Here is an 18,279-nt window from a genome sequence, read left to right on the forward strand (position 1 = left end):
TCCATCTCAGTAACTGACACAGTAGCTTCATCAGCTTCTCAAACAATTTTACTATCTGATCTAATCACTGTTACTGATACCCTTGCCAGATCTCTCGGAGAAGTCACTCGTTCATTTTCTGAAAACTCTTTAACTTCTGATACGCTACTTGCTACATTTACCCCAGGTGATACTTCAAAACCATTAAAATTATACCCATCAGCTGACACTACTAGTGTAAAAATAACTAAAAAATCTTCAGTAGTTATTAGCAGTTCTTCTGCCACCAGTAACATTGTCATTAATTCAGAAAATCTTCGTTCAACTGTTGACTTTTCAGGTATAAAGAGTGGTAATTCTGCCACAATCACTAAAGGTTTCAATATATCTTTCAATGCTACACATACAAATGATGATGCAAACACTGAAGATAAAGCTGGCACTATAGTGTTTGCTGATAATACAACATTCACAGGACCATCTGGATGGAATGGTACACTTGGAATCCCACATTCTGAAACAGTTACCATTGAAACTACATCCGCCACAAGTTCAACTGCTGCAGGAACTACAACAACTACAACTTCATATTCAGAAATTGCCGCATTTGAAGTTGGAATTGCAGGACAGACTATCTCTATTAGCCCACCAGCAAAAATTGTCTTTGAGGATGATGGTGGTTCTGGATTTGTACCATTTTATACTGATACTAATGACAATATTGTATTCATAGAACGATGTTCTGAAAACTTTGCAACTGCATCGGCAGCTGATGCAGCACTTGATAGTGATGATGAATGTTATTTCGATGATAACACTGATGTGATTCTCTGGACTAGTCACTTTACAAAATTCGGCGCAGCAAAGAAATCCACTTCATCATCAACTGAAGGTACCAGTAGCAGCGGATCAGGTGGTGGGGGTGGTACTGGTAAAGGTGCAGGTGCTAGTGGTGGTGCAGGGGGATTTGGTGGTATCTTGGGAACTCCACTAACAATTAACGAGGTATCATATGACAAATGTGATGAAAACATTGCAAGAATTTTAATTTCTAGCGATGCAGAGAATCTTCCAGTAGTTACTATTCATACCACAAAGACTGGAACAATTGTTGCTATCCTATCTGATGAACAACCATATGAGGAATTAAACAAGATTACTAGAGTTGATAAATATCTATATGAAATTCCAATTACATCAAATGAAACATTCTTGATGGTAACTGTTACTGAAGAGAAAGGCACAGTACAAAATACAGTAAATGCTGCAATTAACACTCCTTCATGTGATGGTGTAGTAGTAGTTTCTGATATCCCAGAAGATGAAATTGATGAAATTTCATTTGCAGTACCTAGAATATTCGATGTAAAATTCCAAATTGAAAATGGTACACAACATATTGCAGATATTGATTCAGAATACTTCTATGTATCTGAACAAGACTTGTATATTTCCGCAATCATTGATAGCAAGACACCGCTCAAGAGAGTTGAACTTAGAACAATCACACTAGGACAATCTGATGACGAATATATTGCAATAAGAATGAATGTTGAACCACTAATCTATACTGAATCAGCATATCAAGTATCTGCAAGTATACCTTCATACCTCATGCAAGATCCTGCAGTTGGTTATTGGATACATGTAATTGATGAGGAACTTAGTGAGGTTGAATCAAAACACTATACCATGGGTGTGAAACCAATAACAGACCCAGATGTATCTCTAGAATTAGATGTACAATCTATCCAGGCAAGCAATTCTATAGTTAGACCTAACTTGTATATAGAAAATGATCAAGCCCCAGCATATGGTATTGTGTCACTATTAGTTGATGGTGAGGTCGTATCAAAACAAGCCCAATTCTTTGGTAATGGCCAGACCAAAGTATCATTTGACTGGAAGACTCCATTCTATGATGGTCTATCATCATATGATATTCAAGGTAAAGTAGACTTGTATGGAACATCCAAAGTTACTGATTCAGCAGTACTTTACAACTATCCAAAGACCGTTTCAATGTCTGCATATGATATGAAGACCATTCAGTCAATTGAAATTGATGGAAATGTCTTGTCTGAACCAGTTTTGATTTATGCATCTGATTCTCAAGATGAATTCAAATTCAATGTAATTGCACCAAATGGTCAATGTATAATTGGTTCATCTGATGAATGTGCAGTTCAAGATAGTACTAGAGGACATAGAGGTGGATTACAAAGTGTTGAATATGATGGACAGATACTCAGAGTAAAGTATAGTGGTGCTGATAGTGCATTAGAACGATTCTCCATCACTTCCATTGACCCAATTATTGGTGACTGGACTGTCACATTAGAGACTGAACAAGGTCTAATCCCACAAGCACAAGCAATCAAAGATTTGACTGTTAAAGTGAAACAAAAGATAATCTCTGAAATGATAACAGTATACTCAGACTAGTCTATGGAAACGCAACTGATTCTAAAAGAATTGAATCAATATCTGAAATTTTAATTCGTGATTGTTCCATAGAATCTCTTTTTCGTATAGTTACAGTATCATCTTCTAGTGTTTGATGATCAACTGTAACTGCAAATGGAGCTCCTATCTCATCTAATCTTCTATATCTTCTACCAATTGCACCTGAATGATCTAAAAATGCATCAAACTTTCGTTTAATGAAAAGATAAATCTCATCTGTCTTTTCTTTTAATCCATCTTTCTTGACTAGTGAAAGAATTCCTACATGTATGGGTGAAAGATATGGTTTTAGTGATAATACAACTCTTTCATGCTCTTTGTCATCTTTTAATGAATGCTCTAAAATTGTGTAAAGACTCCTATCAATTCCCATTGAAATCTCAAACACATGAGGTAAGACTTTGTCATCATTGTCCATTACCTCAAATTTTTCCTTACTTTTGTTTGCATGACTGGATAAATCATAATCTGATCTGTAGTTACATGCAACTAATTCTAACCACCCAATTGTAGTCTCTACTTCAAAATCAAACGCAACTTCAGCATAGAATGCTTTTTCCTTATCTCCCAATTTTCTAAATCTACTTTTTGAAATATCAATTCCAGTTTTTTCATAAAACTCAGTCAATATTCCCAAATAATATGCCACAAACTTGTTTGGAACTGTTCCAGATTCTATTGCTTCTTTACAAGTCATTTCAACTGGTTCTGAATCTGTTTGAATCCTGATCACAGTATCTTGTATTTCTGCAAATTTTTCAACTTCATCTAGTCTAGAAGGATTACAAAATACTTCAATTTCTGCCTGATAAAATTCTCTTAAACGTAAAAGACTCTGTCTAGGTGCTATTTCATTTCTAAAACTCTTTCCAACTTGTGCAATTCCTAATGGAAGTTTTCCTCTCATTGTTTTGTATAATCTAGGAAAATCTACAAAGATTGATTGACATGTCTCTGGTCTTAGATATGCCTCTTCTTCTTCAGGACCAATCCCTACCTTAAACATCATATTGAAATTTTTGGTTTTATCAAAATCTCCTTTACACTTTGGACACTTTATGTTGTTTTGATTAATTGCATTATCAAATTCCTCCAAATCTGCACTTTCAGGAATTTCAATTTGGGTAATTTCTGCAATAGTTCTATCAGCTCTAAATGTTGAATTACATTTTGTGCATTTTATTATTGGATCAGCAAAATTCCCTAAATGACCTGAAGCTTCAAACACTGATTTAGACATTATTTGAGAACCATCAATCTCAAGCATCCCGTCTCTTCTGATTAATTCTCTTCTCCATAATTCTAAAAATTTATTTTTTAAACCCACTCCTGTTGGACCATATTCCCAAAAACCAGCTTGTGCATCTGCATAAACCTCACAGCTAGGAAAATAAAATCCTCGCTCAAGTGCTAATTTCATTACTGCTTCATAGTCCATAATTAGTCACTAAAACCATTGAATAAATTTCTACGCAAATTCTTTTGCTTTTCGAATGTTCTCAAAATCATCTCTGTCATCATCAATAGGCGTCTCTAACACTATTGGTATTTTCTTTTTATTTGCATATTTTACAATAGCTGAAATCCCTTTTTCTCCAATACCTCCCATTCCTAAATGATAATGTCTATCAAGGTTACATCCAATTTCACCTTTAGCATCATTAAGATGAAGAATTTTCAAATTATCTATTCCTACGTATTTGTCAAATTCCGCAAAAGTTTCCTTTACTTTTGTTTCACTTCTCAAATCATATCCTGAAACAAATGCATGACATGAATCTAAACAAACACCAAATTTTTTTGAGGGTTTTAGCTGTTTGAAAATCTCTCCTAATTGTTTAAAATCTGAACCAACTGAATTTTTTTGTCCTGCTGTATTTTCCAATAAAATCATTACATCATTTTTTGTTTTACCAGCTTCAGTTAATCCTTTTACTAGTCTCTTAATTCCAGATTCTTCTCCAGCTCCTAAATGACTTCCAAGATGAGTTACAAGATATGGAATTCCTAATTGTGCACATCTTTCAACTTCATCAACTAACGTTTTTACTGATTTTTCAAATCCATCTTCTTTTGGAGTTGCTAGATTTGGAAGATATGGCATGTGTGCACATGTTGCAAATCTATCAATTTTGCTATCTTTTAGTTTTGATTTAAAATTAGTAATGTCTTCTTTAGTTAGTGGTTTTGCATGCCATCCTCTTGGGTTTCTGGTAAAAATTTGAAATGCTGAACATTCCCTCTCAACTGCATTATCAACTGCCTTGTCAATAGAACCTGAAATTGATACATGACAACCGATCTGCATATTCTCAATTTTATCAAAACATAATTTAAATCAGCATCAAATATACTGAAACCAGATTTTTAAGTAAACTAGGTAATTTACTAATATGCTAGCACTTGGACAAGACGAAATCGCAAAATATCCATTTTTAGCTGATGCTGGCCAATACCTAAAAGATAAAGGATTCACTTTAGAACAATTTGGAACAGATCCTGATCTAAAAGAATTGATTACTAAAGCATATGAGAGAATTCAAGTTGCAGCTGATGGAAAAATCTACAAATCTGACCTTATTGGAGATCAGGTCTCAAAAGAAGCAGCACTTCCTAGAGAAGTTTTTTCATTTCTACTTGCTATAGTCTTGTTAAAACTAAGTGGCATGCATACTCTAATCAAGAGATTTGCACTTGCTGAGGCAAGACGAGCTGAAAAATATCTAGAAAAAGACTTAGCAAATATCTCAGATGAATCAAAAAAACAATTAGCAATTAGAGTAATTGATGATTTATTTTCAGTTCAAATAGAAAAAATCAATGATTATTTTGTAATACCTGTATCTGATTATCTAAAACATTCTATTAATTTCCATGAAAGAGAATGGAAATTAATTAACAGATATGTAGAAAACGGTCTAGTTTTTCTTACTCCTCACGAAACTGTAAGATTAATCAGAAAAGAACTTGGAACTTATATCAATTCAAAAATAGTAAATGCAAAAACACCAACAATGATTCCTGGTTTTGAAGATTCTGTAAACAAACTTGTAATGTTATCAAAAAAATTCTCAACTTTTACAGTAACAACTGGAGAATACCCTCCATGTGTCAAACATGCAATTGATATACTTGAAAAAGGTGAAAATCTACCACATTCTGGTAGATTCATGTTAGCAACTTTTCTTCTTTCAAAAGGACAATCTGTACAACAAATTGCACCATTATTCAAAAATGCCCCTGATTATAATGAGCGTGTAACCCTTTACCAACTTAATCATCTAGCTGGAACATCAGGTAGTGGTACGCAATATTCTTGTCCTTCATGCGAAAAACTAAAAACACAAAGTCTTTGCTTTGCAACACCAGAGTGTGATGGTATCATTAGTCCCTTACAATTTGGAAAGAAGAGAAAATAATGAAAGAAGCTGACATAAAATTTCTCGAGGGCGCGTTCAAAAAATATTATTTTGAACAATTTGATTTAATTCGAGTACCTGGACGTACATCTGAAAGAGAATTTGGTTATCAAAAATTCAATTCTGGAATGACACGTCATATTTCAGTCAAAGACGACAAAGAACTACATTTACTACTAATGCAAAATGTTCCATCTGACGTGTATTGCTCTAATGCATACTACTCATTTCCTAATTTACCTATGAATGAGAAAGATTGGAAAGAAGCTGATCTTATTTTTGATATTGATGCAAAGGATCTAAATTTATCTTGTAGAGCAAATCATACAGTTTCTATTTGTAGTGAATGTAATAAAATTTCTAATAATTCTGAAAAATGTTTAAAATGCAATTCAACCAAAATAGAAAAAAAATCTTTACCTTGTAAGAATTGTATTGATTCATCTAAAAATGAAGTTTTAAAATTATCAGAAATATTAACAAATGATTTCTCAATAAACAATGATGATATTCAAATATATTTTTCTGGTAATGAAGGATTTCATATCTATGTGTACAATTCTCAATTCCAACAAAATGGGTCTAGAGAAAGATCAGACTTGGTAGATTACATCATGTTTAATGGTGCAATTCCTGAAAAATTTGGAATGAAAAAATTCAAACCACATAGAAATCAATTTCCAGATTTTGGTGAATCTGGATGGCGAGGTAGATTCTCTAAATATGTATATGGTTCAAAATCAAAGAGATCAAAAATTATATCAGAACTTCTTTCAAATGGTTATTCATCATTTCAAAAAACTTTAGATGATGTTTCTGAAAATATTGGAGCAAAAATTGATCCTAATGTTACAATGGATATACATAGAATTTTTCGTCTACCAGGTTCTATTAATAGCAAAAGTGGTCTTACAAAAATTCATTGTAAAGACTTGGAAAAATTTGATGCTTATGCCGATTCATCTTTTCTCAGTGATGATACTGTCGAAGTATTGGCAAATTGCCCTATTTCATTCAAATTAAAAAATAAAAAATTTGGTCCATACCATAACGAAAAAGTAAGTATTCCAACATTTGCTGCAGTCTATATGATCTGCAAAAAACTAGCAACAATTGCCTAATTCTGCTGGTAAGACATTAATTTACCAAATCTTAACTCAACTTGATTTTGTATAGCGCCTCTACTGATAAGCAGACTCCTCCTCCTGATGCTGGAAAATACATCCGATTAGGTATTATTGCAATTATTGGTATTGTTATTTTTGCAATTGTAGGAAATCAAGCAGTCATTTTATCGATGAATTTCACCGAATTTGGCGATCAATTTACCAAGCCACTCTATTACACACTCATTTCTACAATTATTTTATCTGCTATTGCACTAGTTCGTGTAAATATTGCTGGACGATCTTCTATTTTTTGGTATGCAATTAGTACTGCAATTGGATTTTTAGGCAAAAGTGGGCAACAACCAATATCCAATGTAGTGCCAAGTTTTAGAGATTACAAATTAAGCTCAGCTCAATTTGTAATCTGGCAAATTACCAAAATTTTCCTCTTTGGTGCATTCTTTGCAAATATTATGTTTGGATTTGCTGCAATGTCATTTCTTGATGGTAATTATCTTGGAATAGAAAATCTACCAAAATTATTTTCATTACCATTTATCACTCCAGAAACCGATCCAAACTATGCTGCCGAAAATGTAGTACCAATGGTTCCTGCATTAGTAATTTTGATTCCTCCAATTCTTGCAGCAATAGGATTACGTTTAGTTTTGTATGTTGGATTACACAGAATAATTCATGTGATTACTTCATTTCTTCAAGACTCTAATGAAGGTAAGCCCCGATACCTAAACTATGTTTCAACTATTGAAGGAATTATAGGAATTGGAATACTTTGGGCAGGATTTAACTTATTTTTTACTGATCAAATTGATTATAACACAAGATATGTAATTGGCGGTACACTTGTAATTGGTTTTGCACTCATTGCATTTTCAGTTGTTGATAGAATTAGAGCACGCGTTCTAACTCATATGTTTAAGAGAGATGTATACATTAGAATACTTACAATAATTGCAATTGCAATAATTGTTGCAGGAGTTGTTTCTGTAAATAATAGTATTGCAGATGCAAAAAAGATTGAATTTTTGGGACCGTATACTGCTCAACAAATTGGAGTTAACAGATACCTAGGTGAACTAAACAATGTACAGGAAAATATTCATGATGTTAAATTAACCTCTGTTTCTCCAAACAATATCAAAAACTATGTTTCACAAAATAGCGATGTTCTTGATGTAATTCGAGTTTGGGACTGGGAAGCAGCTTTTGCCAAATTAAAGCCTGAAATTGGTTTGATTCCTTATGTTGACTTTGAAGATAATGATATTTTGAGATTTAACAATACTCTGTATTGGACAGCCTCAATGAAACCAATCCTTCCAACATCTGTTAGTCTTGAAAATAGATGGTATAACGAACATCTTGTTTACACACATGTTCCAGAAGGATTCCTTACTTTGGAAGCAACAGATGGACAAATTGTTGAAAGTGACCAATTTTTCAAACAAAGAGAAATTTACTATGGTGAAGGTGGCTTGTTTGAGCAAACTTGGTCTGCTTATCCAAATTCCAGAGGTTCTGAAAGTGCAGAACTTGGTGGTGTATCTTATTCTGGATCGGGCGGATTAGACGTTTCACCTCCTTTGAGCTGGATATTTGAGCCAAACTTTTTGCTCTCATTTCCAGGAGAATCTGTTCACATAATGAGATACAAAGATGTACATGACAGAATGCAAATCTTGTATCCATATTTTCTCTATGATTTGTTTGGTAAAGAATTAGATTCCCTTCCTGTTACTGATGGTGAAAACTCCTATTGGCTAATTCCACTAATCATTGGATTTGATACACGAGATGTTCCATGGTCTGTTGGAAATCCATACTTACGTCTAGTAGGATATGCACTTGTTGATTCATACAATGGTGATATTCAGTTACTAAAGACAGGAGATGATTTCTTTACAGAAATGTTTGCTAGTCAGTATGAAGAACAATTCCAACCAATGCCTGCATGGTTAGAAGAACAAATTAGATATCCTGTTGAATTATTTAATTGGAAAACTGAAATGTACAATGTTTACCATGTTACTAATGTTGAAACATTCATTCAAGCAAATGAATTTTATGAAATTCCTCGTGGCCTAGACACCTATTATGTAGAAGCAAAACCTCCAGGATTTGAACAAACTGAGTTCTTGGGATTGTTGTCATTAGAATTGAGAGGTTCTCAAGGAAGAAACCTTGCAGGATATATGGTAGTTGAAAATGATCTTACTAATTTGGGTAACTTACAATTTTATGAAGTTCCTCTAAACTCTACAACTAAATTAATTGGTCCAACTGCTGTTAGAGAAGCACTTGATAGAGATCCTGAATTTGCTCAATTAAAGACATTATTGAGAAATCCGAGAGTTGGTGATAATATTCTGTATCGTGTGGGTGCTCATGATGTTTACTTTATTCCTGTTTATACTGCTGGCGCTGGAGGTGTAGTTGCACAATTAGGAACAATTGCAGCTGTAGGTGCAGCATTCAATGGAGAATACTTTGTCGGACTAGGTGCCACTCAAGAAAAAGCATTTGAAGCTTATTTGAAGAAAGTTTCAGGCGTTGCAGGTTCAATTACTGTTGCTGATAAAGATTATGTTGAATTAGACAGAGATAATAGAATAGAAATTATCAAAAAAGTCTTTGAAGAAAATGGCATTACCGTATCAGAACCTACATCAATACAAATTCCATTATCATTTAATGAAGGAGAATTATTCTTCTTTACAGAAAATGATCGTGAGGATGCTGTAGAATTCTTATCACAATTTATTGATGACTTTGTACAACCAAGAAGTGATAGAGTATTCATGTGGCAAGAGGAAAATAACCTCAACATTGGAACAATATTTGTCAAAGATGGCATATCTGAGATTCATTATGTCTCAATTGAGGTAGGCAACTAATTGCTTCTGGTTGTAGATAATGGATCTATTTACACAAAAAATCTAACTGATTTTCTTACTGAAAAAAATATTTTATTTGAAATCAAAACTCCAAACAATATAGATATTGATTCGTTATCTAACTATGATTCTTTTATTTTATCTGGTAGAAGAAAGAATGAAAAAAAAATTAATGAAATAAATTCAAAAATTGTAAAATATTCTATTAAAAATAATTCTAAACTACTTGGTATTTGTTATGGTGCTGAAATTTTAGCTCTTACTTTGGGAGGAACAATCAAGAAAAGTTCTTCTCTTCAAAAAGGGAATGAAACTGTCAAAGTCTTTGAAAATAATCTTATTAAAAATAACTCTTTATTGGTTTTTGAAAGTCATAATTTTGAGATATCTAAATTACCCTCAGATTTGATTCCTATTGGAGAATCTGTTAATTGTAAATATGAAATTGTTAAGCATGTAAACAAGCCTATTTTTGGAACCCAATTTCATCCTGAAATGAGTTTGGACGGAAATAATATGATTGAAAAATTCTGTATGCTCTGAATGATTTTAATTACTCTGAAAAATTTGATTAATTTATGGAACAGGAGGACCATGAATTACTTTTACCATTAGTAGAAGAAGAAAATATTTGTCTTCCATTACCAGTAAATGTGGTTTCAAAATATTGGAATATCGATTTACCTATGGCTGAAGCCATAGAAACTGCAAAAAAATATGCAGGATTTAACGGAAGTATACTCATTGAAGGTATCGAATCTGCAGAAAGACATGGGCTAGTATGCAAAATTGTATATTCTTCTCTAAATGAATTAAAAAAAATTATTGACTCTGGAATTCCCCCAATTGTAATTCTGCCTGGAATTCCTGAAGTTACTCAACATGCTTCTGTTATTACAGGTTACAATGATGAAGAAAAAACAATTCTTCATTATATTCAGACAGGAAATCAAGAAGGCGAAATGCAAGAAGGTGCAATCCCTGAAGATATATTTGAAAAAGAATGGTCTGAAGAAGGTAAATTGTTGATAGTAATTGCACCTGGAGATATCTTATCTTCTATTAAACTTGAGAATGATTCTCTTGATAAATCAAATAGATTATGTTTTGAATCTGAGCGACAAAATATCCTAAAAAATTATTCTGAAGCAATCAAATCCCTAAATCAGGCAATTGAACTGAATCCAAATAATTCTATTGCACTACATCTTTTAGGTACTATGATGAATGAACAAAAATCTTCTGAATGTGTTAAATTTTATGAAAAATGTTTAGAACTCAATAATCGCTCTTATTTGACTTATAATGGTCTTGGAAATTTTTATCTTAAAACAAATGATTTCAAAAAAGCAGAAGATTGTTACACTAAAGCAATTGAAATTAATCCTAAACGTTCTGCCAAAATTTACAAAAATCGTGCTTATCTTAGGGAACAACAAAAAAAGAACAATGATGCAAAAGATGATCTTAAAAATTATTTAAAATATTTTCCAAAGGCTCCTGATAGGGGCATTATAGAACAAGCAATTAGAGAATTATGATGCGGAGTGCGGGATTTGAACCCGCGGCCTTCAGCTTGGGAAGCTGACGTCATACCAGACTAAACTAACTCCGCTTGAACCATCTTCATTAATTATAATTAAATATCTTGATTCACAAGTTAGTATATGGATGCAAGATGTCCTGAATGTGAAAAAGTTGCAGTTTTGGATGATAATGTAACAAATGTAAAATGTCCACATTGTAATTTTGAAGCAGATTATGATACATATCTTGAAATCATGAAAGATCAAGCAATTAACATGTCTTCTGAATATATTCCTGATAGACCTGGACTGTAATCTACCAATAATTTCCTTTATCCGAACAATCTAGATGTGAACCACAATTTGGGCAAAACATATGGCAGGCTTGCATGTCCACCATCTTATTATCACATTTTGGACATCGTATATCTTCAGCCATAATCTTCTTTGTTGTTATTAATTTAAAAATAATGTCCAAAGGTTAATTAGTCGTTTTAGATTTTTTTCGAATACTTGGCAAACTTCAAGATAACCATTTCCGACATTAAAGGAAAATCAATGTCAAAAGAACTCAAAGATAGCGATGCTAATCCTCTTTTGGGTCTTGAATTAGGACACGAAACTGACGCTTCTGTTGTTGGTCTAAGTGGAAAACTAAAACTCACTGGAGGCAGTGATAAATCTGGTGTTCCAATGAGAAATGATATTCATGGAGCTGCAAGAAAATATGTTCTACTTTCTAAAGGTGTAGGTTTGCAAGATGCAGAAAAAGGACAAAGAGTAAGAAAATTAATGCGCGGAAATACTGTTTCTGAAGAAATTTATCAAATTAATTGTAAATTTGATGGTGAATTACCTGTTGAAGCTCCTGCAGAAGATGCAGTGGAGTCTACAGAAGAAAAACCTGAAGATAAAAAAGAATAACTTAACATATACCGATTCTACATTTTGACTCATGCATTGGAGAGATACACTTCCTGATTGGTATATTAAAAAATATGGATATCAACCATGTGTCAACATTGGAACTGCTGGTCATGTAGATCATGGAAAAACTACTCTCATTCAAGCATTAACTGGTTCATGGACAAGTGTTCATAGCCAAGAACTAAAACGTGGAATTACAATTAGAGTTGGTTATTCTGATGCAGCATTTTACAAATGTAAAAACTGTGAAGAACCTTTAGGGTATTCTACAACTCCGAAATGTAACAATTGTGGAGGAGAAAGTGAATTATCTAGAGTTGTTAGTTTTGTTGATAGTCCAGGACACGAAAGTTTGATGGCAAACATGTTGTCTGGTTCTGCTTTAATGGATGGAGCATTATTACTGGTTGCAGCAAATGAAAAAGTTCCAAAACCCCAAACAAAAGAACATCTCTTGGCACTACAAACCCTTGGAATTCAACAAATTGTAGTTGTTCAAAATAAAGTTGATCTGTTATCTTACAAAGAAGCACTTGCAAATTATCAAGATATCACAAAATTTGTCAAAGGAACCCATGCTGCAAAAGCACCAATCATTCCAATCTCCGCTCAATCTGGTCTTAACATTGATGTATTAATTGGCTCAATAGAATCTAGTATCAAAACTCCTGAAAGAGATGAAAAACAAGATACTGTAATGCATGTTTTACGTTCATTTGATGTTAACAAACCTGGTACTAAACTAAAAAACATCAAAGGAGGTGTCATTGGCGGTAGTCTAACTCAAGGTATTTTTAATATCGGTGATGAAATTGAAATCAAACCTGGAATCCTAAACGAAAAGAAAAAAACTTATGAACCATTGATAACAGAAATTACTTCTTTAGGAACAGCTGCTGGAATTGTTGAATCAGTAAAACCTGGCGGATTAGTTGCAATTGGTACTAAATTAGATCCTTCAATGACTCGCAGTGATTCATTTATTGGTTCAGTTATTGGAAAACCAGGAACTCTGCCTGAAAACTCTACAAAATTAAAACTAGATGTGACATTATTTGATTCAGCCGTAGGAACTACTGAAGACATTAAAGTTCAACCAATACAAACCGGCGAATTACTCAGAGTAAATATTGGCACTGCTCCATTATTGGGTAAAGTCGTTAAAGTAAAATCAAAAAATGTAGATATTGAATTAAGAAGGCCTGCATGCATTTTTGAAGGTGGAAATGTAGCACTAAGTAGAAGAATCGATGAACGATGGAGACTAATTGGTGCTGGAATAGTTGGTTGAAGTAATCTGTGATACCAGTTTTTTGATTAATCTTGCTACTAAAAGAATAAAAAATATTGATTCTCTTGATATGGAAATTGGTACTATCTCTTTTGTTGTACCCGAAGTTGTAAAAACAGAATTATTAAAATTACAAACAATACCTGAAAAAAAACTTGGAATTGAAAAAACTTTAGATTATGTCAAAAATTTCAAAACAATTCAATTATTGGGTTCTTTTGCAGACAAAGAACTAATAGAATTTGCAAAATCCAACAATTCCATTATTGGTACGATGGATAAAGAACTAAAAAAGCAAATAAAACATGTTGGTGGCTCAATAATGTCTTTTTCTAATGATAAAATAATTCTGGAGTCTTAGAAAAATTTAACTTTAAGCTTTTAACTCATTATAATTATGAAATTAGAAAGTTCATCTTTTGAAAATGGTGGAACAATACCAAAAAAATTTGGTTACAAAAATGGAAATGTTAGTCCTTCGTTAATAATTAGTGATGTTCCAGACCAAACAAAATCCTTTGCTCTAATCATGGATGATCCTGATGCAATGGGTGCTGTTGGAAAAGTTTGGGTTCATTGGGTTTTATGGAATATTCCTAAAGATACAAAAAAAATAGATGAAAATTCTGTACCTAAAAATTCAATTGAAGGAGAAACAGACTTTGGAGAAATTGGTTATGGTGGACCAGCTCCCCCTGACAAAGAACATACTTACATCTTCAAATTATACGCACTTGATATAATACTTGAATTAGATAGAGGTTCAACTAAAAAAGATCTTGAAAATTTGCTAAAAAATCATGTTATTGCTGAAGCAAAATTAATTGGTAAATATGCACCACAATAAACAAAAATTATTGTAAACACAAATTTTGTCATAAAGAGTAATAAGCTGTAGATATCAATTGAAAATAATTGAATTCCCATTCTACTATGATTTCTATTGGACGGTATGATTTAAAATTAAATCATCTTTTAATAATAGGAATACTTTGTTTGTCTTTTTCAATTTCTTTCTTAATTCGTGCCCAACCTGCAGATTGGGGTTGGGAATTAAATGAATTTGATCCTTTTTTTAATTTTAGAGCAACGCAATATGTCGTTGAAAACGGTGTTAATGCATATTTTGAGTGGGATGATAATTTAAGTTGGTATCCTCATGGGAGAGATGTTTCTAGTAATTCACAAGTAATGCTACACCTTACAACTGCAACAACATATTGGATTTTTGGTGGCAACAATAACCTTTATGATTTCACAATCATGTTTCCAGTAATTATTGGTTCATTAACTTGTGTTGTAGTTTTTGCTCTTGTAAGAGTAATTGGTGGAACAACTGCAGGATTGTTCTCTACACTATTATTTTCAATTTCTTTGCCTATACTTATTCGTGGACAGCTTGGTTGGTTTAAATCAGAACCTCTTGGATTATTTTTTGGAATTTTAGGATTATACCTATTTTTAAGTGGGATTAGAGCAAAGAATCATAAAATTTCTTTTTTAAAATTAGTTGGAGCAGGACTTTTCATTATATTTGGTTTTTCTGCATGGGGTGGTATTCAATTTTTTATCATCCCCTTAGGAGTATTCTTTTTCGTACTACCATTTGTACGAAGAGACCATAATTTTCTTTTATGGAGTATTCCTGTCTTTACGATTTCTGCTCTAATCACCTCTTTGGGGTTTGAAAGATTAGGATCAGATTTTATTCTTGGATTAGGTGGATTATCTCTAATTGTACCAACCGTTTTTCTTGTAATGTGTATAATTATTCAAAAAAAGAGTGTAGAGTCTAAAAAAATTAGGAATGGATTATTACTTCTAATTGCAATTTTGATAATTGGTCCTAGTTTACTTGTAATGAATGTGGATTCTGATTTTATTCCTCTCCCATCATTTAGGTATCTAAATGCAATAAATCCATTTTTAACTACTACAGACCCGCTAGTTGATTCTGTATCTGAACATGCAACTACTACCATACAACAATCTTTTCTCTTTCATTCAGTTTTAATGATTTTTGCTGGTCTTGGAATTTGGTTAATTCTAAAAACTCCAAAAAAATATCCATTCATACAAAATGATATGGTTTCTTTTTCATTAATTATTGGATTGTCTGGAATGTATCTTAGTTCTGCATTTGTGAGACTGGAGGTTTTTGCATCTTTTTCAATTATTATATTATCTTCTTTATCATTATCGATTCTATCTAAAGAATTTATTTCAAAAAACCATGATCTTGGCAAATTCAAAAAATTTACTTTTAAATCATCTTACGTGATTGGAATAATTATTCTATTAACACTTCCATTAGCTTTCACAACTCCAAATATTGTTAGTACTGTTGACAATCCTCCTACAATTCTAAATGGCGGTACTCATTTTCAAATATCTACTGATGATTGGAATGATTCCTTAGAATGGATAAAAAACAACACTCCTGAAGATGCAGTTATTGCTTCATGGTGGGATTATGGATATTGGATTCAAACAAAGGCTGATAGAGCTACTTTAGCTGATAATGCTACAGTTTCTACACTTATTATCCAAAAGATAGCTGAAATTTTAATTGGTACTCCAGAAAATAGCTGGAAATCTTTAGATAAAATGGAAGCAGATTATTTTGTAATTTTTGTATCTGGTCAAAGATTAGACTACGTTGGACCTAACAATCAACCACTTTATGTTTTAGGTGGGGGGGCTGATGAATCAAAAAAACAATGGTTTATGAGGATTGCAAATGAACCTTTGAATAAATATTTACACGTAGATGGAAGCAGTGGCACTGATTATTTTTGGAATAATACGTTACTTGGAAAAATGATTCCTTATAGTGTTGTTGGATACATAAATATTCAAACAAATCAGCAATCATTGACATATCAACCTGGTTACACTCCTCTATATGAAAAAAACATTAAATTCTCAAATGATGATCAACCATTCAAACTAGTATATTCTTCTCCTAGTTTTAATGTTGAAGAATCTGGAGTTGTGTTAGGTGTATTTGTTTATGAAATCAACAAAGATTTTGTTCCATGAAATTAATTTTTAATTATATCTTTCAGCTAATCTATATCTCATGTATTTATCATCAGGTGAAAACTTTGCTGGGTGTGCAGAAATTGTTTGTTCATTACACTTAGGACATTTTTCTTTCAATGTATATTGAAAACATTTACTACATCTTCTTAATTGAAATCTCATTTTAATTCTCTCGAGTTTTCTTTGATTCTTCTCTAGTAAATTTGAATGAACCCTTCTTCTTTTCTATATTAGACTGAATATCAGCAATTATTGGTTTTAACGATTTTTCTGCAGATTTGAAATCTTCTGAAGTAATTGATAATCTATATTTTGGTGCACCCAAATATGTAATGTCTATTGTTGAATCTTTCTTTAGTTCATCCAAAAGAGTTTTCTTAATAATTTCAATCCCATCTGATTTTGAGTTAGTAATTTCCATAATTCCTCTAATTTCTACTGATGGAAGTTTAATTTTAGAACAAATTTCTTCAATAACAGTTGCCGTTTTCTTAGGAATTTTTAATTCTTTTACAGAGTTAATTCCATTTCTTCCAATTTCAATGAATACGTCATATACTGAGTCATATTTTGAATAAATACTGTCTTCTAATTTTTCAATATCGTCATCTGATAGTTTTGCCTTTTCTTGAACATTTTGTAATAGAGTTTTTCCCTTCTCAAATTTTTTCACTTCTTTTAGTTTTTGTTTTTTCTGATCTTTTGAAACTTGTTTTAATGATAAATCAATATCTCCTCGTTGTGGATTTACTTTTTTTACAAGCAGAACTTTTTTCTCCCCATCTTTTACAAATCTATTAACTGATCTTATCCATCCTGGAGCAATCTCTGAAATATGTAAAAATCCTTGCAAATTATCATATTCATCTAGTGTAACATATGCACCATGATCCATGACTTTGGTTACTGTAGCAAGAACAATTTCACCCTGCTCAGGCATTTCTTGATCTTCTGTAGACATTTCTTCTAAAACTCCTAACTGTGTAAATTAATGTTGCTGGTTAGAAATCAATCCCTTTCTTTGCTTTGATACCTTTCTGAAATGGATGTTTAATCTCCCTCATTTCTGTTACTAGATCTGCAATGCCTATCACTTCTTCTTTAGCATAATTTCCTGTTAGAACTAAATCTATGTTCTCTGGCTTTGATTTTATCAATTTCAACACATCATCTACAGAAATCAAGTTCAAATTTACTGCGTAGTTGATTTCATCTAAAATTACAATATCGTATTTTCCTGATTGAATTTTTTCATTACTGATTCTAATTGCTTCTTTTGCAACTTTTTCATGATCTTCTTTTGGACTTTTGTCGTCAATAATACCTACAAATCCTTTTCCAACTGCAACCATCTCAAATCCAGGTTCAAGTTTTTTTGTTGAATCCATTTCCCCATAATGCCATGAACCTTTGATAAACTGGATCATACAGATCTTCTTATCATATCCTGTAGCCCTTAATGCTAATCCTAACGCTGCAGTTGTTTTACCTTTGCCTTTTCCGGTGTATACAATGGTTAAACCCCCACTCATGACATTCCATTTCATTATCTAACTAAAAACATTGAGTATTTGACAAATACATCGATTTAAATAAAAAAAT

At 32.4% G+C, this 18,279-nt stretch carries 17 protein-coding genes and 1 tRNA gene; 12 read left to right on the forward strand and 6 right to left on the reverse strand.

Annotated elements, in window-relative coordinates:
• The coding region (locus ACX12B_RS00005) for a hypothetical protein (RefSeq protein ID WP_459352041.1) at positions 1 to 2,424 on the forward strand (2,424 nt) is incomplete at its 5' end.
• 1 nt (position 2,425) lies between these two features.
• On the opposite strand, the gene glyS is transcribed toward ACX12B_RS00005, so the two are convergent.
• Positions 2,426 to 3,883, reverse strand: coding sequence for a glycine--tRNA ligase (gene glyS / locus ACX12B_RS00010; RefSeq protein ID WP_459352042.1), 1,458 nt, complete (start codon positions 3,881 to 3,883; stop codon positions 2,426 to 2,428).
• A gap of 30 nt (positions 3,884 to 3,913) precedes the next feature.
• Positions 3,914 to 4,753, reverse strand: a complete 840-nt coding sequence (locus tag ACX12B_RS00015) for a deoxyribonuclease IV (protein WP_459352043.1) — start codon at positions 4,751 to 4,753, stop codon at positions 3,914 to 3,916.
• A gap of 85 nt (positions 4,754 to 4,838) precedes the next feature.
• On the opposite strand from ACX12B_RS00015, the gene ACX12B_RS00020 reads away from it, so the two are divergent.
• From ACX12B_RS00020 to ACX12B_RS00040, 5 genes are read left to right on the forward strand one after another with little or no spacing between them, the layout of a single operon-like run.
• Entirely contained in the window at positions 4,839 to 5,864 is a 1,026-nt protein-coding gene (locus tag ACX12B_RS00020; protein ID WP_459352044.1) for a DNA primase, read from the forward strand.
• Complete coding sequence (locus tag ACX12B_RS00025) at positions 5,864 to 6,985, forward strand: DNA primase small subunit domain-containing protein (RefSeq protein WP_459352045.1); 1,122 nt, start codon at positions 5,864 to 5,866, stop codon at positions 6,983 to 6,985. The genes ACX12B_RS00020 and ACX12B_RS00025 overlap by 1 nt, the downstream gene beginning before the upstream one ends.
• A 47-nt stretch (positions 6,986 to 7,032) precedes the next feature.
• A complete protein-coding gene (locus ACX12B_RS00030) occupies positions 7,033 to 9,888 on the forward strand; it encodes a UPF0182 family protein (RefSeq protein ID WP_459352046.1) in 2,856 nt (951 codons plus the stop codon).
• Positions 9,889 to 10,431, forward strand: coding sequence for a glutamine amidotransferase-related protein (locus ACX12B_RS00035; RefSeq protein WP_459352047.1), 543 nt, complete (start codon positions 9,889 to 9,891; stop codon positions 10,429 to 10,431).
• 35 nt (positions 10,432 to 10,466) lie between these two features.
• A complete protein-coding gene (locus ACX12B_RS00040; RefSeq protein WP_459352048.1) occupies positions 10,467 to 11,429 on the forward strand; it encodes a tetratricopeptide repeat protein in 963 nt (320 codons plus the stop codon).
• Here the strand turns inward: ACX12B_RS00040 and ACX12B_RS00045 are convergent.
• Positions 11,430 to 11,503: transfer RNA gene (locus ACX12B_RS00045), tRNA-Gly, on the reverse strand.
• A gap of 52 nt (positions 11,504 to 11,555) precedes the next feature.
• Here ACX12B_RS00045 and ACX12B_RS00050 point away from each other — a divergent pair.
• The 6 genes from ACX12B_RS00050 (at position 11,556) to ACX12B_RS00075 (ending at position 16,674) form a co-directional block, all read left to right on the forward strand.
• On the forward strand, positions 11,556 to 11,729 hold the full coding sequence (locus ACX12B_RS00050; RefSeq protein ID WP_141976913.1) for a zinc-domain-containing protein: 174 nt from the start codon (positions 11,556 to 11,558) through the stop codon (positions 11,727 to 11,729).
• A gap of 198 nt (positions 11,730 to 11,927) precedes the next feature.
• Entirely contained in the window at positions 11,928 to 12,338 is a 411-nt protein-coding gene (locus ACX12B_RS00055; RefSeq protein ID WP_459352049.1) for a S6e family ribosomal protein, read from the forward strand.
• A 31-nt stretch (positions 12,339 to 12,369) separates the two neighbouring features.
• Positions 12,370 to 13,632 carry a translation initiation factor IF-2 subunit gamma gene (locus ACX12B_RS00060; protein WP_459352050.1) on the forward strand — a complete coding sequence of 421 codons (1,263 nt, stop codon included), beginning with the start codon at positions 12,370 to 12,372 and terminating at the stop codon, positions 13,630 to 13,632.
• Entirely contained in the window at positions 13,625 to 13,993 is a 369-nt protein-coding gene (locus ACX12B_RS00065) for a PIN domain-containing protein (protein ID WP_459352051.1), read from the forward strand. Before ACX12B_RS00060 ends, ACX12B_RS00065 begins: the two co-directional genes overlap by 8 nt.
• A gap of 36 nt (positions 13,994 to 14,029) precedes the next feature.
• Positions 14,030 to 14,479: a YbhB/YbcL family Raf kinase inhibitor-like protein gene (locus ACX12B_RS00070; protein WP_459352052.1), complete on the forward strand. Its 450-nt coding sequence runs from the start codon at positions 14,030 to 14,032 to the stop codon at positions 14,477 to 14,479.
• Between the two features lie 149 nt (positions 14,480 to 14,628).
• On the forward strand, positions 14,629 to 16,674 hold the full coding sequence (locus tag ACX12B_RS00075; protein ID WP_459352053.1) for an STT3 domain-containing protein: 2,046 nt from the start codon (positions 14,629 to 14,631) through the stop codon (positions 16,672 to 16,674).
• Positions 16,675 to 16,683: 9 nt separating this feature from the next.
• Here ACX12B_RS00075 and ACX12B_RS00080 read toward each other — a convergent pair whose 3' ends face one another.
• The 3 genes from ACX12B_RS00080 to cobO are packed head-to-tail and all read right to left on the reverse strand — an operon-like array spanning position 16,684 to position 18,209.
• A complete protein-coding gene (locus ACX12B_RS00080; protein WP_459352054.1) occupies positions 16,684 to 16,839 on the reverse strand; it encodes an RNA-protein complex protein Nop10 in 156 nt (51 codons plus the stop codon).
• Position 16,840: 1 nt separating this feature from the next.
• The gene (locus ACX12B_RS00085) at positions 16,841 to 17,638 is read right to left on the reverse strand and encodes a translation initiation factor IF-2 subunit alpha (protein WP_459352055.1); all 798 of its coding nucleotides are present in this window, start codon (positions 17,636 to 17,638) and stop codon (positions 16,841 to 16,843) included.
• 40 nt (positions 17,639 to 17,678) lie between these two features.
• A complete protein-coding gene (gene cobO / locus ACX12B_RS00090; RefSeq protein ID WP_459352056.1) occupies positions 17,679 to 18,209 on the reverse strand; it encodes a cob(I)yrinic acid a,c-diamide adenosyltransferase in 531 nt (176 codons plus the stop codon).
• Between the last annotated feature and the right edge of the window lie 70 nt (positions 18,210 to 18,279).

The sequence above is a fragment of the Nitrosopumilus sp. S6 genome, assembly GCF_054515815.1.

Coding starts and splice junctions, on each gene's coding strand:
- glyS (WP_459352042.1), bottom strand. CDS start 3,883: ATGGACTATGAAGCAGTAATGAAATTAGCACTTGAGCGAGGATTTTAT.
- ACX12B_RS00015 (WP_459352043.1), bottom strand. CDS start 4,753: ATGCAGATCGGTTGTCATGTATCAATTTCAGGTTCTATTGACAAGGCA.
- ACX12B_RS00020 (WP_459352044.1), top strand. CDS start 4,839: ATGCTAGCACTTGGACAAGACGAAATCGCAAAATATCCATTTTTAGCT.
- ACX12B_RS00025 (WP_459352045.1), top strand. CDS start 5,864: ATGAAAGAAGCTGACATAAAATTTCTCGAGGGCGCGTTCAAAAAATAT.
- ACX12B_RS00040 (WP_459352048.1), top strand. CDS start 10,467: ATGGAACAGGAGGACCATGAATTACTTTTACCATTAGTAGAAGAAGAA.
- ACX12B_RS00050 (WP_141976913.1), top strand. CDS start 11,556: ATGGATGCAAGATGTCCTGAATGTGAAAAAGTTGCAGTTTTGGATGAT.
- ACX12B_RS00060 (WP_459352050.1), top strand. CDS start 12,370: ATGCATTGGAGAGATACACTTCCTGATTGGTATATTAAAAAATATGGA.
- ACX12B_RS00070 (WP_459352052.1), top strand. CDS start 14,030: ATGAAATTAGAAAGTTCATCTTTTGAAAATGGTGGAACAATACCAAAA.
- ACX12B_RS00080 (WP_459352054.1), bottom strand. CDS start 16,839: ATGAGATTTCAATTAAGAAGATGTAGTAAATGTTTTCAATATACATTG.
- ACX12B_RS00085 (WP_459352055.1), bottom strand. CDS start 17,638: ATGTCTACAGAAGATCAAGAAATGCCTGAGCAGGGTGAAATTGTTCTT.
- cobO (WP_459352056.1), bottom strand. CDS start 18,209: ATGAGTGGGGGTTTAACCATTGTATACACCGGAAAAGGCAAAGGTAAA.